This window comes from Spirillospora sp. NPDC127506 (assembly GCF_040302145.1).
In the GTDB taxonomy this organism is placed as follows: domain Bacteria; phylum Actinomycetota; class Actinomycetes; order Streptosporangiales; family Streptosporangiaceae; genus Spirillospora.
In genome coordinates, this window is sequence record NZ_JBEORG010000007.1 from 25,807 (window position 1) to 39,878 (window position 14,072).

The 14,072-nt window shown below is 73.1% G+C and carries 16 protein-coding genes; 6 read left to right on the forward strand and 10 right to left on the reverse strand.

Annotation, left to right across the window (positions count from 1 at the left end; translation table 11 throughout):
* The first annotated feature begins 32 nt into the window (after window positions 1–32).
* Together ABTW95_RS09720 and ABTW95_RS09725 are read left to right on the forward strand one after the other, a co-directional pair.
* Complete coding sequence (locus tag ABTW95_RS09720; protein WP_396447138.1) at window positions 33–698, forward strand: potassium channel family protein; 666 nt, start codon at window positions 33–35, stop codon at window positions 696–698.
* Window positions 698–1,357 (forward strand): potassium channel family protein, encoded by a 660-nt coding sequence (locus tag ABTW95_RS09725; RefSeq protein WP_396447137.1) that lies wholly within the window; start codon window positions 698–700, stop codon window positions 1,355–1,357. The genes ABTW95_RS09720 and ABTW95_RS09725 overlap by 1 nt, the downstream gene beginning before the upstream one ends.
* 19 nt (window positions 1,358–1,376) lie before the next feature.
* On the opposite strand, the gene ABTW95_RS09730 is transcribed toward ABTW95_RS09725, so the two are convergent.
* The 5 genes from ABTW95_RS09730 to ABTW95_RS09750 form a co-directional block, all read right to left on the reverse strand.
* On the reverse strand, window positions 1,377–2,060 hold the full coding sequence (locus ABTW95_RS09730; RefSeq protein ID WP_500225951.1) for a DUF3159 domain-containing protein: 684 nt from the start codon (window positions 2,058–2,060) through the stop codon (window positions 1,377–1,379).
* Between the two features lie 31 nt (window positions 2,061–2,091).
* Window positions 2,092–2,514: an OB-fold nucleic acid binding domain-containing protein gene (locus ABTW95_RS09735; protein WP_396447135.1), complete on the reverse strand. Its 423-nt coding sequence runs from the start codon at window positions 2,512–2,514 to the stop codon at window positions 2,092–2,094.
* Between the two features lie 110 nt (window positions 2,515–2,624).
* Entirely contained in the window at window positions 2,625–2,972 is a 348-nt protein-coding gene (locus tag ABTW95_RS09740) for a hypothetical protein (protein ID WP_396453714.1), read from the reverse strand.
* A gap of 104 nt (window positions 2,973–3,076) precedes the next feature.
* The gene (locus ABTW95_RS09745) at window positions 3,077–4,432 is read right to left on the reverse strand and encodes an FtsX-like permease family protein (RefSeq protein WP_500225953.1); all 1,356 of its coding nucleotides are present in this window, start codon (window positions 4,430–4,432) and stop codon (window positions 3,077–3,079) included.
* A 2-nt stretch (window positions 4,433–4,434) separates the two neighbouring features.
* A complete protein-coding gene (locus ABTW95_RS09750; protein WP_396447132.1) occupies window positions 4,435–5,232 on the reverse strand; it encodes an ABC transporter ATP-binding protein in 798 nt (265 codons plus the stop codon).
* Between the two features lie 229 nt (window positions 5,233–5,461).
* Between ABTW95_RS09750 and ABTW95_RS09755 the strand changes: the two genes are divergently transcribed.
* Window positions 5,462–6,742, forward strand: a complete 1,281-nt coding sequence (locus tag ABTW95_RS09755; RefSeq protein WP_500225954.1) for an ArsB/NhaD family transporter — start codon at window positions 5,462–5,464, stop codon at window positions 6,740–6,742.
* A gap of 18 nt (window positions 6,743–6,760) precedes the next feature.
* Here ABTW95_RS09755 and ABTW95_RS09760 read toward each other — a convergent pair whose 3' ends face one another.
* From ABTW95_RS09760 to dut, 4 genes are all read right to left on the reverse strand, one after another.
* Window positions 6,761–7,102: an SdpI family protein gene (locus tag ABTW95_RS09760; RefSeq protein ID WP_396453716.1), complete on the reverse strand. Its 342-nt coding sequence runs from the start codon at window positions 7,100–7,102 to the stop codon at window positions 6,761–6,763.
* Between the two features lie 113 nt (window positions 7,103–7,215).
* Window positions 7,216–7,296: a 50S ribosomal protein bL37 gene (locus ABTW95_RS09765; protein WP_486303772.1), complete on the reverse strand. Its 81-nt coding sequence runs from the start codon at window positions 7,294–7,296 to the stop codon at window positions 7,216–7,218.
* A gap of 125 nt (window positions 7,297–7,421) precedes the next feature.
* On the reverse strand, window positions 7,422–8,234 hold the full coding sequence (locus ABTW95_RS09770) for a DUF3710 domain-containing protein (protein WP_500225956.1): 813 nt from the start codon (window positions 8,232–8,234) through the stop codon (window positions 7,422–7,424).
* Window positions 8,235–8,237: 3 nt separating this feature from the next.
* The gene (dut, locus tag ABTW95_RS09775; RefSeq protein ID WP_396447128.1) at window positions 8,238–8,729 is read right to left on the reverse strand and encodes a dUTP diphosphatase; all 492 of its coding nucleotides are present in this window, start codon (window positions 8,727–8,729) and stop codon (window positions 8,238–8,240) included.
* A gap of 352 nt (window positions 8,730–9,081) precedes the next feature.
* On the opposite strand from dut, the gene ABTW95_RS09780 reads away from it, so the two are divergent.
* From ABTW95_RS09780 to ABTW95_RS09790, 3 genes are all read left to right on the forward strand, one after another.
* Window positions 9,082–9,378: a DUF6412 domain-containing protein gene (locus tag ABTW95_RS09780; RefSeq protein WP_396447127.1), complete on the forward strand. Its 297-nt coding sequence runs from the start codon at window positions 9,082–9,084 to the stop codon at window positions 9,376–9,378.
* Window positions 9,379–9,427: 49 nt separating this feature from the next.
* Window positions 9,428–10,117, forward strand: coding sequence for a YidC/Oxa1 family membrane protein insertase (locus ABTW95_RS09785; protein WP_396447126.1), 690 nt, complete (start codon window positions 9,428–9,430; stop codon window positions 10,115–10,117).
* Window positions 10,118–10,192: 75 nt separating this feature from the next.
* Complete coding sequence (locus ABTW95_RS09790) at window positions 10,193–11,479, forward strand: cytochrome P450 (protein WP_500225959.1); 1,287 nt, start codon at window positions 10,193–10,195, stop codon at window positions 11,477–11,479.
* 41 nt (window positions 11,480–11,520) lie between these two features.
* On the opposite strand, the gene valS is transcribed toward ABTW95_RS09790, so the two are convergent.
* Entirely contained in the window at window positions 11,521–14,046 is a 2,526-nt protein-coding gene (gene valS / locus ABTW95_RS09795; RefSeq protein WP_500225960.1) for a valine--tRNA ligase, read from the reverse strand.
* Window positions 14,047–14,072 lie beyond the last annotated feature (26 nt).

Consider the following 14,072-nt stretch of genomic DNA (forward strand, 5'->3'; position numbering starts at 1 on the left):
GAGCGTCCTCCTGGACGGAAGAAGGAACGGCCGTGCATATCGTGATCATGGGATGCGGGCGGGTCGGCTCGACGCTCGCCCACATCCTGGAGGACAAGGGCCATTCGGTGGCCATCATCGACCAGAGCCCGGAGGCGTTCCGCCGGCTGCGCAGCGGGTTCCGCGGCCGCCGCATCACCGGGTTCGGGTTCGACCGCGATGTGATAGCGGAGGCGGGCATCGAGGGCGCGTCGGCGTTCGTGGCCGTCAGCAGCGGCGACAACTCCAACATCATCTCCGCGCGGGTGGCGCGCGAGACGTTCGGCGTCGACAACGTGGTCGCCCGGATCTACGACCCGCGCCGCGCGGAGGTCTACCAGCGGCTCGGCATCCCCACGGTCGCGACCGTCCGGTGGACGGCCGACCAGATCCTGCGCCGGCTGCTGCCGGAGGGCGCCGAGCCGCTGTGGCGCGACCCGACCGGCGCGGTCGTCCTCGCCGAGCTGGACGCCGGGCACCTGTGGGTCGGCGAGAAGGTCGGCGCGCTGGAGGAGCACGCGAGCACCCGAGTCGCGTTCCTGTCGCGGATGGGCGAGGCGCTCGTCCCCGAGCGCGACACGGTGATCCAGGACGGCGACATCGTGCACGTCATGGCGAGCGCCGACGAGCTGGAGCGCATCAACGCCGCCGTCGCGGCGCGGAACGGGGAGGACGCCTGATGCGGGTGGCGATCGCCGGGGCCGGCGCCGTGGGCCGCTCCATCGCGCAGGAGCTGCTGGAGAACGGGCACGAGGTGCTCCTCATCGACAAGAGCCCGAAGGCCATCAAGGTCGAGATGGTGCCGCGCGCGGAGTGGCTGCTCGCGGACGCGTGCGAGATCTCCGCGCTGGACGACGCGGCGCTGGAGCGCTGCCAGGTCGTGGTCGCCGCGTCCGGCGACGACAAGGTCAACCTGGTCGTGTCGCTGCTGGCGAAGACGGAGTACGGGGTGCCGCGGGTGGTGGCGCGGATCAACCATCCGAACAACGAGTGGCTGTTCAACGAGTCGTGGGGCGTGGACGTGGCCGTGTCCACGCCGCGGCTGCTGTCGGCGCTGGTGGAGGAGGCCGTCAGCGTCGGCGACCTCGTCCGGCTGATGACGTTCCGGCAGGGCGAGGCGAACCTGGTCGAGCTGACGCTGCCCGAGGACGCGCCGCTCGGCGGGCAGCGGGTCGGGGCGGTGGACTGGCCGCGCGACACCGCGCTCGTGGCGATCCTGCGGGAGGGGCGGGTGCTCGTCCCGTCGTCGGACGACACCCTCGAAGCGGGCGACGAGCTGATGTTCGTGGCCAGCCAGGACGTGGAGGACGAGCTCGCGGCGCTCCTCGGCGGGCGGTGACCGGGGAGGGGCCCGCCGGTCAGCCGGCGGGCTCCTCGCGTTCGATGGGGGTGCGGCCGCGGGCGAGCAGCCACACCATCGCGGCCAGCGCGGCGACCTGCAGCGGCCAGCCCATCACGATCTTGGCGGTGCCGAGCAGGCCGCTCTGGTCGCCGTCGGCGAGGTAGATCGGGTACTGGACGGCGACGCGCGCCGCGCAGGGCAGCACCAGCAGCCAGGTGAGCCGCGAGCACAGCTTCACGATGCCGCGGTCGGCGCGCCACGCGGTCGGGTCGCCGGTGACCGAGCCGATGATGAAGCCGACGACCGGCCAGCGCACCGCGATCGAGAAGACCATCGCGGCGGCGTAGCCGGCGTTGAGCATGATGCCGGGCAGGAAGGCGTCCTCGGCCTTGCCCGAGCGCAGCGCGAAGAACGCGGCGATCGCGATCCCGACGAGGCTGTTCAGCACGAACTGCGGGTTGGAGCGCTGCGCGATCCGGACGAGGAGCAGCAGCACCGCCGCGCCGATGCCGGCCGAGACGGCGATCTTGATGTCGTCGAGGGCGACGTAGGCACCGGTGAACGCGATCGTGGGGACGGCGGCCTCCAGCATGCCGCGGACGCCGCCGAGCGCCTTGTTGAGCTGGGCGCGGACGGCCGCCTCGACGGTGTCGTGCGCGGCGGCCTCCCGCCCGGTGGTGCCCGCTGTCGTCTCGCTCACGCGCTCATCTCGCTCACTGTCGCCGCTGTGGTCACGAGCCGCCGCGCAGCTCGTACCGGGGATTGAACATGACCTTGCGCCCGTCCTGCACGCTGACCAGCCCCTCGGCGCGCAGCCGGCGGCCCGGGTCGATGCCGGCGATCCGGCGGCGGCCGAGCCAGACCAGGCTGATCACGTCGGTGCCGTCGTAGAGCTCGGCCTCCAGCGCGGGCGCGCCGCCCCGGGGGCGCAGGGTCACGGTACGCAGCGTACCCGCCACGCAGTGGCGCCGGCGCGCGGCGCAGTCGGAGATCGGCGTCGCGCCCTCGTGGCCGGTGCTCTTCTGCAGTTCCTCGGCCTCGAGCTCGGCGTTGCCGGCCGTGATGCGCCGCAGGAGGCGCCGCAGACCGCCCCTGCCGCTCCCGCGTCCCCCGTGATCGTTCCGGGGAGGCGTATCGGCCGAAACCTCGTCCATACCTCGAAGCGTATGACATCCCCACCCGAATCGACCCCATCGGCCGGGTCGGGAGCGGCGCAGGCGCGCCCTCGCCATCGCGGTGAAGCACCCGACCTCCGGGACGCCCATCAGGCGGGCCGCGAGGAGGTACAGCGCGGCGCCGCCGAGGCCGCCGGCCGCCACCGCGAGCAGCGCGGGGAGCCGGTCCCCCGGCAGCCTGCCGGACGCTCCGGCGACCGCCGCCGCGAACGCCGGCGCGGGCAGGGCCGCCAGGTGCAGCCGGGCGGGGCGGCCTGCGCGGCACCGCCGATCTCGTCGCCTTCGGGGGCCTGCCGGTCGGCGGGGCCGGGGTCGGCGACGTCGCCGGGGTCCTCGACCGGGACGAGGCCGGGTTCCGGTTCGCCGGGCGGCTCGGCGCGCTCCGCCTCGTCGATGACGCCCGGCATGAGGATCCGGCGCCCGCCGGGCTCGTCCATCGGCACCACCCCCGGTGGCGCCGGTATGCCCGCGGGCGCGCGTCCCCGTCCTCGGCCGGACGGCCGATTCCGGGGACGCGCGCGGGCGGGGCGGCGGGAGCCCGTCAGCGGAGGGCGGCCTCCACGGCGGGGACGCGGATCGTCCGCCGGGTCGCGCCGAAGGCCGTCAGGCCGGTGAGCACGGCGGCGAGGGCGACGACCGCGGCGTAGGTCCGGACGTCGCCGTCCGGGACGGCGGAGTCGCGCCGGGCGAGCCCGAACGGGACGATCGTGAAGACCGAGGCGACGGTGCCGAGGACGACGCCGGTGACGGTCAGCACCGCCGACTCCAGCGCGACCGCGGTGAGCACCTGGCGCGGGGTGGCGCCGGCGAGCCGGGTCTGGCCGAACTCGCGGCCCCGGTGCGCGGTCGCCGCGATCAGCGTGTTGACCAGCATGATCGCGGTGAACAGCACCACCATGCCGATGACGACGAAGTTGAGCGTCTCGATGCTCTTGTCCTCGGGCGTCTTGGCGAGGCCGGCCGCGTCCATCGCCGCGTTCTCGGTGGCCTGCAGGTACAGCGTGCCGACCGCCGTCCCGACGAACAGGACGACCGGCGTGACCGCGGAGGCGAGCGCGCCCGTCCGGCGTCGCATGGTGGCCGCCGCGAGGTCGCCGGCCGCCCCGCCGAGCGCGCGCAGCGGCCCGGCCGCCAGGGCGGCCGCCCGGCGCACGATCGCCGGGGCGAGCAGCGCCAGCCCGATCCCGGCGAAGATGTCGGCCTGCCCGGACGTCGCCATCGCGTCGCTGCTGCCGTCCATGACCGTGACCGTGACGATCGCCTCGCTCGCGGCGGCCAGCAGGAACAGCGCCGCGAACACGATCCGCTTCTTGCTCAGCCGCGCGTCGTCGGCGGCGGCCGCCGCCATCGACTCCGCCGCGCGGCCGCGGACGGCGCGCCGCGCGGCGATCAGCGCGGCGGCGACCGCGGAGACCAGCGTGACGCCGATCCCGATCGACAGGGCGGCGGGGCCGAAGTGGTAGCCGACCTCCGCCGGGACCTGGCCGGTGTCGTGCAGCAGCCCGAGCAGCGCCCGGCCGGCCGCGATCGCGGGGGCGATCGCGGCGAGCGCCGCCACGAGGGCCAGGCCCGCCGCCTCGCCGACGATCATCCGGGCGAGCTGGCCGGGGGTCGCGCCGGCGCTCTTCAGCAGCGCCATCTCCGCCGCCCGCTGCCGGACCGACAGGGTCAGCGTCGAGGCGACCGCGAAGACCACCAGCAGCAGCCCCCAGCCGCCGACCACGGTCGCCATCGTCGTCAGCGTCTCGCGGGCCGCCCCGGTCGCGCCGCTCCCCTCCGCCGTGTCGAGCATCGAGGCGAACCCCATGACCATCGTCGCGCCGAGGAGCATCGCGAGGAAGCTCGCGGCGAACGCGCTCGCGCGCTTGCGCAGCGAGCGCAGGGCCAGTCCCAGCATGATCACACCCCCGCCGTCGCGCGCTGGCGCTCGACCTCGTCGGCCAGGCGGGTCATCCGCTCCGCGACGGCCTCGGCCGTCGGCGCGGCCTGGTGGCCGACGATCCGCCCGTCCGCCAGGTACAGGACGGACCCGGCGAACGACGCGGCGACCGGGTCGTGGGTGACCATCACCACCGTCTGCCCGTACTCCCGCACCGACTCGCGGAGCAGTTCCAGCACGTCCCGGGCGCTGCGGGTGTCGAGCGCGCCGGTCGGCTCGTCCGCGAACACCACCCGCGGCCGGGTGATCAGCGCCCGCGCGATCGCCACCCGCTGCTGCTGTCCGCCGGACAGCTCCGCCGGCAGGTGGTGCAGCCGGTCGCCGAGGCCCACCCGCTCCAGGACGGCGCGCGCCCGCGACCGGTCCACCCGGCGTCCCGCGAGCTTCAGCGGCAGCACCGCGTTCTGCAGCACGTCCAGCGTCGGGAGCAGGTTGAACTGCTGGAAGACGAAGCCGATCCGCTGCCGCCGGAACCTGGTCAGCGCGGCCTCGCCGCCGCCCGACAGCTCGGCGCCGTCCACGAAGACCCGGCCCGCGGTCGGCCGGTCCAGGCCCGCCGCGCACTGCAGCAGCGTGCTCTTGCCCGACCCGGACGGGCCCATCACCGCCGTGAACGACCCGGCCGGCAGCGACAGCGACACGCCGTCCAGCGCGACCACCCGGTTGCCCTCGGCGCCGTAGACCTTGCGCACGTCCTCCAGCCGGAGCGCCTCACCGGGCGCCTGGGCCGCCGCGGCGGCCCGGTTTCGTCCGAACATCGTCCTCACCTCCGCCGGGCGCCCCCTCGCGGGGCGCCTCGGGAAACGAAATTACGGACGGCGAGAGCGCCCGAGGATGGGTCCACCACGCCGATCGGGGTAGGCAAAACCCCACCATCGCCGGGCCACCGCCTTCGCATGGACCCCGCCGGGCGGCTAGAGTCGCCCCCGGTGCGCCGGGAAGTCTGGTCGGCAGGTCCCGTCATCCGCATGCCGACCGGGAGGCTCCGTGCAGGCGACCGCCGCCATCGTCATCTTCATCTGCGCGTACGTGCTGATCGCGACGGAGAAGGTGCACCGGACGGCGGTGGCGCTCGGCGGCGCGGGCCTAATGCTGCTGCTGCACATCACCGATGCCGAGGGCGCGTTCTTCTCCTCCGACTCCGGGATCGACTGGAACGTCATCTTCCTCCTGCTGGGGATGATGGTGATCGTCTCGGTGCTGCGGCGCACCGGCGTGTTCGAGTACGTGGCGATCTGGGCCGCCAAGCGCGCGCGGGGACGCCCCTACCGGCTCATGGTCATGCTGGTCGTGCTGACGGCCTTCGCGTCCGCGCTGCTGGACAACGTGACCACCGTCCTGCTGATCGCGCCCGTCACGTTCCTCGTCTGCAAGAGGCTCGCGCTGGCTCCCGAGCCGTACCTGATCGCCGAGGTCATGGCGTCCAACATCGGCGGCACCGCCACCCTCGTCGGCGACCCGCCCAACATCATCATCGCCAGCCGGGGCGGGCTGTCGTTCAACGACTTCCTCGTGCACCTGGCGCCGCTGGTCCTGGTGCTGCTCGCGGTGTTCTGCCTGCTCTGCCGATGGTTGTTCCGCTCGGCGTTCCGCTACGACCCCGACCTGGCGGCCGAGGTCATGGCGCTGAAGGAGCGGGAGGTCATCACCGACCCGCGGCTGCTCGCGCAGGGCCTCGGCGTCCTCGCCCTCGTGATCGCCGCGTTCGTGCTCCACCCCGTGCTGCACTACGAGCCGTCCGTGGTCGCGCTGCTCGGCGCCGGGCTGCTCGTCGCCGCCACCAAGGTCACCACGGAGGAGGCGCTCAGCGAGGTCGAATGGCCCACGCTGGTGTTCTTCGCCGGGCTGTTCGTCATGGTGGGCGGGCTCGTCGAGACCGGCGTCATCGGCGACGTCTCCAAGGCCGCCGCCGACGCCACCGAGGGCCGCCTCGGCGCGGCCGCGATGCTGCTGCTGTGGGCGTCCGCCGTGCTGTCGGCGATCGTGGACAACATCCCCTACGTGGCGACGATGAGCCCGATCGTCGCCGACCTCGTCCAGCAGCACCCCGGAGAGCAGGGGCACGTCCTGTGGTGGGCGCTCGCCCTCGGCGCCGACCTCGGCGGCAACGCCACCGCCATCGGCGCCAGCGCCAACGTGGTCGTCCTCGGCATCGCCGCCCGCAACGGGACCCCGATCAGCTTCTGGCGCTTCACCCGCTACGGGATCGTCGTCACCCTGATCACGGTCGCGCTCTGCGTGCCCTACCTCTGGCTCCGCTACCTGTAGCCGCCGCGCCCGCGGGGGCTACCGGGGCAGGCCGTGATGCCGCAGCGCCGCGTGCCCGGCCACGGTCCCCGCGACGACCAGCACCACCAGCAGGGCGCAGCCGGCGATGACGGCCGCCGGCCGCGCCGCTCGGGCGGCCGCGGCCACCGCGCCGGCCACCGCCAGCGCGGCGCCCCCGCCGATCAGCCACGGCTGGGCGGCCCGGTGCACGATCAGCCACGACTCGTCGTCGGCCTTGCTGCGCGCGGTGCGGATCCCCACCAGGCCGTTGCGCGGGATGCGGCCGGTGGCGGTGAACCGCCCGACGATCGCGACCAGCACGCCGGCCGCGACCAGGACCAGCCCCGTGGCGACGTTCACGGCCCTCACCCCTCTTCGTCTCATGACCATGATGCCCCGCCGCCACGGGCATGGCGCAACCGGCCGGGCGCGGCGGGCGTCCGGCACGCGACGACGTTGGGGATGACCGGCGGTTAGCGGCGGGCGTTGGGCCGCTTGCCCTTGTTGTGCTTGCTGCGCTTGCGGGCACGGCGTTTGCGCGTCTTCTTCGACATGTCCCGATTGACCACCCGCGGGGGCGGTCAGGGCAAGCAATCGGCCGGGCTCGGGACACGGAAAACCCGCCCCGCCGCACGTCCGAAAAGGGGTGCGGCGGGGGCGGGCCCGGTGGTCCGGGGGGTCAGCGGACCTCGGTGATCTCGGGGCCGCGCTCGAACGGGTCGAAGGTCTCCACGGCCTCCTCCTCGTCGTCCTGGCCGGCCTCGCTGAACTCCTTGGGGATCTGCAGCTCCAGCAGGTCGCGCGGCGGCATCGGCGCGTCGCCGCGGTGCACGACCACGCCGCGCAGCACGTCCTCCAGGACCTGCCACTGCTCCTCGTCCTCGATCGCGGCGCCCTGCACCACGGCCTGCAGGAACCAGCGGGGGCCGTCCACGCCGAGGAACCGGATGATCTGCGGCGCCCAGCCCTGCTCGATGAACTCGGCCGGGATCTGCTCCCGGACCTCCTGCGGCATCTCGGCGAGGACCTCCTCGGTCAGCGCCGCGGGGACCATCGCCAGCAGTTCGGGGCCGAACGGGCCCTCGCCCTCCTGGGTCTGGCCCTGCGCCTCCTCCTGGATGTCCTTGGCGGTCTCACGGCGCACGTCGTCCCAGATGCCGCTGCGCTTCGGCGCGGCGAACACCTGGAGCTGCATGGCGCTCTCCTCGTACTGCACCAGTACGGCGACGGGCCGCCCGTCGATCGGATTCCCCTCCTCGTCCACCTGGGTGGCCTCGAAGTTCACCTGGAAACCCAGCCCCGGCGCGACCGGCACCTTGAGTGACCCGAAGTCGAGCCGCTGCAGTTCGGGGAAGGAGTCCTCGGAGTCCCACGGACCGCCCTTGGCCGACTCCGCCTTGGCGGGAGCCTCCTCGGCGGTCTCCGCCGGCTCCTCGGTCACCTCGGGACCCTTCTCGGGCTCCTCGGCCTGCCGGCGACGTCCAAAAGCCACGACTCACGCTCCTTCTCGACTGTGCTCATTGTTCCCGGACACGCGCGTGGCGCCGAAACCGCCCGTGGAGCCGAATCCGTCGGTCCCGCGCGCCGCTCCGGGAAGGTCGGCGACCTCGTGGAACACCGCGCGCTCCACCCGCTGCACGACCATCTGCGCAATGCGGTCTCCGCGCCGCAGCGTGACCGCGGCGCGGGGGTCGGTGTTCAGCAGGGTCACCTTGATCTCACCCCGATAGCCGGCGTCGACCGTACCGGGTGCGTTGACTATGGTCACTCCCAACCTAGCGCCCAATCCGGACCGGGGGTGAATGAAAGCGGCGTAGCCGTCGGGCAGGGCGATCGCCACCCCGGTCGGGACGACGGCGCGCTCCCCGGGCGGCAGCTCGACGTCCACCGCCGCGACCAGGTCGGCGCCGGCGTCGCCGGGGTGCGCGTACGCGGGCAGCGGCAGCTCGGGATCAAGCCGCCGGATCAGCACATCGACCTTGCTCACGGGCTCCACCTCAACGCGTACCTGCCGGAGAACGACCCGACCCTATCCGCGGCGCCGCAACCGGCCGCCGCCGAAACGCCGCCGCGCGAGTCCGGCAGTTGACCCTACCCGTTCCCGGAGCTGACCACTTCCGGAAGGTTTGGCCGCGAAGAATCGGATTATGCGTAATAGCGGCCCGGATGCCCCCGGCGAAGACCGCCACCGCCGTCGTCTCCCTCTGCGCCCTCGCCCCCCTGCTCCTCTGACTCCGGCCGGAGCCGAGGGCGGAGTTCGCGATCATGGTCCAGTCGACGCGGTATGCGGCGGATGGCAGACTGAGACTTCGTTCGTCTTCTGGAAAGGCCCGTTCGCCGTGTGGTCGCTGGTGGTGTTCCTCGTCCTGAGGGGATTCGCCATCGGCGAGTGGGCGGGATCGGTGCCGGGGCAGCCGGCGCTCATGGTGCTGGCGACGGTCACGGTGGCCGGGCTGCTGGTGCTGGCGGCCGTACGGTTCGCCGCGGCGCGGCGGGGCCGGGCGGCGGCCATGGCTCAGGTCCGGACGACCCTGCGGGACAGGACGCTGCGCACGGCTTTCCTGCCGCAGCGCGACCCCGACGCGGCGGGACGCCCCCGCCCGAGAGCACCCGGAACGGAGATCGCGGCCGCCTGAGCGCGGCCGGGACGCATCCCGATCTCCTCTCGTTCCGGAAGGCTCTTTCATGTTCGATGTACCTGTTTCGATCGCCGCCGCCCTCGTCACGGGCCTGGCGGACGTCCTGCAGCCGCTCGCCGGCGACCTCGCCACCGCGCTGGCGATCGTGCTGTTCACCGCCGCCGTGCGGCTGGCCCTGGTTCCGCTGTCCGTCGCGGCGGCCAAGGGCGAGCGGACGCGGGCGCGGCTGATGCCCAAGGTCCAGGCGCTGCAGAAGAGGCACGCGAAGAACCCCGAGCGGCTCAAGCGGGAGATGGCCTCGCTCTACGAGGCGGAAGGCGCGACGCCGGTCGCCGGGTGCCTGCCCGTGCTCGCGCAGGTGCCGTTCTTCATGGTCACCTACCGGCTGTTCATGTCGGCGACCGTGGCCGGGCACCAGAACCTGCTGCTCGCGCACACGCTGCTCGCCGCGCCGCTGGGGCAGAACTGGGTCGGGGTCCTCGGCGGGGGGCTGCTCGCGCCGCCGTCGCTGGTGTTCCTCGGGCTGTTCGTCCTGCTGGGCGCGGTCGCGGTGTGGTCGTCGCGGCGGGTCACCGCCGAGGGGCCGATGGGCGCCGTGGCGAGGGTGATGCCGTTCGGGACGGTCGTCGCGGCGGCGTTCGTGCCGCTCGCCGCCGGGCTGTACCTGCTCACGTCCGGCGCGTGGGCGGCGGTGGAGCGGGCCGTGCTGCAGCGGCGGATCGTCGCCGCCGGCTGATGCCCCTTGACGGCGTCGCCGGTGTCTCGGTTCGATGGAAACCGAACGAGATTCTGGACGTGAGGGCGGTGCGCAGTGACGACGACGGTGCCGGACACCGGCAAGCCGAGCGTGTCGGATCTGGCCTTCTGGGCCCTGCCGCCGGACCGGCGGATGGCCGAGTTCGCCGAGCTGCGGCGGCGCGAGCATCCCGCGTTCTTCCCGGAGCTGAAGCTGCCGTTCGTCAAGCAGGGTCCCGGCTTCTACGCGCTGACCAGGCACGCCGACGTCGTCGAGGCGAGCCGGACGCCGCAGATCTTCAGCAGCGAGCCGTGCTCCAACAGCATCGCCGACCTGCCGGGCTACCTGGCCCGCTACTTCGGCTCGATGATCAACATGGACGACCCCCGGCACGCCAAGATCCGCAAGATCGTGTCGCGGGCGTTCACCCCGCGCGTCCTGGAGAAGATGGAGACCGACCTCCAGGCCGCCGCGACCCGCATCGTGGACGACCTGATCGAGAAGGGGTCGGCTGACTTCGTCACCGACGTCGCCGCGCGGCTCCCCCTCCAGGTCATCTGCGACATGATGGGCATCCCCGACCCCGTCCGCCCGATGGTGTACGAGCGGACGAACATCATCCTGGGGCTCGGCGACCCCGAGTACAGCGGCGGCAAGGACTACACCCGCGACGGCATCACCCGCCTCGGCGCGCTGTACGGGCTGCTCAGGGTGATGGTCGCCGGGTACGAGCTGAACCACCTGGCGATGAGGCTCGCCCGGCGGCGCCGCCGGCACCCGGGCGACGACCTGGTGTCCGCGCTGATCTCCGCCGAGGTGGACGGGGAGCGGCTCACCGACCAGGAGATCGGGTCCTTCTTCATCCTGCTCGTGGTGGCCGGCAACGAGACGACGCGGAACGCGATGTCGCACGGCCTCAAGCTGTTCACCGACAACCCCGAGCAGCGCGCCCTGCTGCTGGAGGACTTCGACGCGCACATGCCCGGCGCCGTGGAGGAGATCGTCCGGATGGCGACGCCGGTCATCCAGTTCCGCCGCACGCTCACGCGGGACCACGTGATGAACGGCCACCAGTACCGCGCGGGCGACAAGGTGCTGCTGTTCTACAACTCCGCCAACCGGGACGAGACCGTCTTCGAGAACCCCGACGTCTTCGACATCACCCGCTCCCCCAACCCGCACGTCGGGTTCGGCGGGCCCGGCCCGCACTTCTGCCTCGGCGCGAACCTGGCCCGCCGCGAGATCACGGTGATGTTCCGGGAGCTGTTCACCCGCGTCCCGGACATCCGCGCCACCGGGGAGCCCGACCGGCTGTTCTCCAGCTTCATCAACGGCATCAAGCACCTGCCCTGCACGTTCTGAACCCGAGCGCCGAGCACCGCGCGTTCCGGGCCGGGCGGGCGTCAGCTGGTCGGCGCGAGCACGACGTCGACGGTCAGATCGGCGGGCGCGGCCTCCAGCGTGAGGTCGGCGATGCGGCCGGCGGCGGCCAGATCCGGCCGGGCGATGTGCGTCACCTCCGCGCCGCGGACGACGGCGCGGGACACGTCGGCGCGCATCGACGCCTTCGCCTCCGACTTCGCCTTGCGGACCTGGCGGAGCGCCTCGCCCGTCGCCGCGAGGACGGCCGGGTCGCCGCCCGCGGGCAGTTCGGCGGCCGACGGCCAGGGCGCCGCGTGCACCGACCCGTGCCGCCACCACGACCAGACCTCCTCGGTCACGAACGGCAGGACGGGCGCGAACAGGCGCAGCAGCACCGACAGCGCCGTGCGCAGCGCGGCGCGCGCCGACTGCGCCTCCGGGCCGTCCCCGTAGGCGCGGGACTTCACCAGTTCGAGGTAGTCGTCGCAGAACTCCCAGAAGAACCGCTCGGTGCGCTCCAGCGCCCGCGCGTAGTCGTAGCCCTCGAACGCCTCGGTCGCGTCGCGGACGACGCCGGACAGCGCCGCCAGCACGGCCCTGTCGAGCGGCTCGGTGACGGACGCGCCGGCCTCGGCCTCGCCCAGCCCCAGCACGAACTTGGAGGCGTTGAGGATCTTGATGGCGAGGCGGCGGCCGACCTTGATCTGCCCGGTGTCGAAGGCGGTGTCGGTGCCGGGCCGCCCGCTGGCCGCCCAGTACCGGACGGCGTCGGAGCCGTACTGGCGCAGCAGGTCGATCGGCGTGACGACGTTGCCCTTGGACTTCGACATCTTCTTGCGGTCGGGGTCGAGGATCCACCCGGACAGCGCGGTCGCCTTCCACGGCAGCGAGCCGTGCTCCAGGTGGCTGCGGACGACCGTGGAGAACAGCCACGTCCGGATGATGTCGTGCGCCTGCGGCCGCAGATCGTAGGGGAACACGCGGCCGAACAGGTCGGCGTCGCGCTCCCAGCCGCCCGCGATCTGCGGGGTCAGCGACGACGTCGCCCAGGTGTCCATCACGTCGGGGTCGCCGATGAAGCCGCCCGGCTCGCCGCGCTGCTCCTCGGTGAACCCCGGCGGGGCGTCGGACGACGGGTCGACCGGCAGCGCGTCCTCCGGCGGGACGATCGGCGCGTCGTAGCGCGGCTCCCCGGAGCCGTCCAGCGGATACCAGACGGGGATCGGCACGCCGAAGAACCGCTGGCGGGAGATCAGCCAGTCGCCGTTGAGGCCCTCGACCCAGTTCTCATAGCGGGCGCGCATGTAGGCGGGGTGCCACTCCAGCTCGCGCCCGCGCGCGAGCAGCTCGGCGCGGACGCCCTCGTCGCGGCCGCCGTTGCGGATGTACCACTGCCGGGTCGTGACGATCTCCAGGGGCTTGCCGCCCTTCTCGTAGAACTTCACCGGCCGGGTGATCCTGCGCGGCTCGCCGTCCAGGTCGCCGGACTCGCGCAGCATCTCGGCGACGCGCTCCCTGGCGGAGACCACCGTCTTGCCGGCCAGCTCCGCGTAGGGCTCCGCGGCGACGCCCGCGGGCGGCTCGGCGGCGATGCGGCCGTCCCAGTCGATGATCGCGCGGGTGGGCAGGTTCAGCTCGCGCCACCACGTGACGTCCGTGACGTCGCCGAACGTGCAGATCATCGCGATGCCGGAGCCCTTGCCGGGCTCGGCCAGCCGGTGCGCGAGGACCGGGACCTCCACGCCGAACAGCGGCGTGCGGACGGTCGTCCCGAACAGCTCCCGGTACCGCTCGTCGTCGGGGTGCGCGACCAGCGCGACGCAGGCGGGCAGCAGCTCCGGCCGCGTCGTCTCGATGTACACCGGGCGCTCGTCGCCGTGGAACCGGATGCGGTAGAACGCGCCGGGGTGCTCGCGGTCCTCCAGCTCGGCCTGCGCGACGGCGGTGCGGAACGTGACGTCCCACAGCGTCGGCGCCTCCGAGACGTACGCCTCGCCGCGCGCCAGGTTGCGCAGGAAGGCGCGCTGCGACGCCTTCCGGGAGACGTCGCCGATGGTCGTGTAGAGGTGGTTCCAGTCGACCGAGAGGCCGACCTGGCGCCACATCTCCTCGAACGCCTTCTCGTCCACCTCGGTGAGGCGTTCGCACAGCTCGATGAAGTTGCGCCGCGAAATCGGCAGCTGCCGTTTCGGGTCGGGCTTCGCCGGCGGTTCGAAGTCGGGATCGTACGGAAGGGACGGATCGCACCGGACGCCGAAATGGTTCTGCACGCGGCGCTCGGTCGGCAGGCCGTTATCGTCCCACCCCATCGGGTAGAAGACCGCGCGACCGCGCATGCGGTGGAACCGCGCGACGGTGTCGGTGTGGGTATAGGAGAAGACGTGTCCGACGTGGAGGGAGCCGCTCACCGTGGGCGGCGGGGTGTCGATCGAGTAGACCTCCGCGCGCGGGCGGGTGCGGTCGAAGCGGTAGACGCCCTCGTCCTCCCAGACGCGTACCCACTTCTCCTCCAGGCCGTCCAGGGAGGGCTTCGGAGGGACGTGCGGAGTACGCGGCTGCTCTGTCATGAAGCAATGGTATTGACATCGGCACC

Excerpts from the sequence above, each read along its gene's own strand:
- ABTW95_RS09745 (WP_500225953.1), bottom strand. The coding sequence starts at position 4,432 with ATGCTGGGACTGGCCCTGCGCTCGCTGCGCAAGCGCGCGAGCGCGTTC.
- valS (WP_500225960.1), bottom strand. The coding sequence starts at position 14,046 with ATGACAGAGCAGCCGCGTACTCCGCACGTCCCTCCGAAGCCCTCCCTG.
- ABTW95_RS09735 (WP_396447135.1), bottom strand. The coding sequence starts at position 2,514 with ATGGACGAGGTTTCGGCCGATACGCCTCCCCGGAACGATCACGGGGGA.
- ABTW95_RS09740 (WP_396453714.1), bottom strand. The coding sequence starts at position 2,972 with ATGGACGAGCCCGGCGGGCGCCGGATCCTCATGCCGGGCGTCATCGAC.
- ABTW95_RS09785 (WP_396447126.1), top strand. The coding sequence starts at position 9,428 with ATGTTCGATGTACCTGTTTCGATCGCCGCCGCCCTCGTCACGGGCCTG.
- ABTW95_RS09765 (WP_486303772.1), bottom strand. The coding sequence starts at position 7,296 with ATGTCGAAGAAGACGCGCAAACGCCGTGCCCGCAAGCGCAGCAAGCAC.
- ABTW95_RS09750 (WP_396447132.1), bottom strand. The coding sequence starts at position 5,232 with ATGTTCGGACGAAACCGGGCCGCCGCGGCGGCCCAGGCGCCCGGTGAG.
- ABTW95_RS09725 (WP_396447137.1), top strand. The coding sequence starts at position 698 with ATGCGGGTGGCGATCGCCGGGGCCGGCGCCGTGGGCCGCTCCATCGCG.